Annotated in this window: 1 protein-coding gene; it reads left to right on the forward strand. The window is 43.7% G+C overall.

The features are described from left to right. The coding region (locus tag C9J29_RS24025) for an aminotransferase class III-fold pyridoxal phosphate-dependent enzyme (RefSeq protein WP_153062685.1) at positions 1-435 on the forward strand (435 nt) is incomplete at both ends.

Genomic DNA, 435 nt, shown 5'->3' on the forward strand with positions numbered 1-435 from the left:
CCAACATACAGCCGGTTCCCTGTAACACTTGCGAAGGGGAAGGGCAGTTATGTTTGGGATGATCAAGGTAAAAAGTTTTTGGATTTTACCTCTGGTATTGCAACCTGTAACTTAGGTCATGTTCCGGACAGTGTGAAAGAAAAGGTAGAAGAACAATTAAGTAAGCTATGGCATTGTTCGAACCTTTATCATATTCCCAATCAGCAGGAGCTTGCTGATTTACTAACTGCAAACAGCTGCGGCGACCAAGTTTTCTTTTGTAACAGCGGGGCCGAAGCAAACGAGGCCGCAATTAAGCTGGCACGAAGATATGCACAAAAGGTAAAGGGAACAGAAGCCTTTAAAGTGGTTACTTTTCAACAATCGTTTCATGGCAGGACTTTAGCTACCTTATCTGCAACAGGGCAGGAAAAAATACAACAAGGCTTCGCACCA

Origin of the sequence: Lysinibacillus fusiformis, assembly GCF_003049525.1 — a bacterium.
Classification (GTDB): domain Bacteria; phylum Bacillota; class Bacilli; order Bacillales_A; family Planococcaceae; genus Lysinibacillus; species Lysinibacillus fusiformis.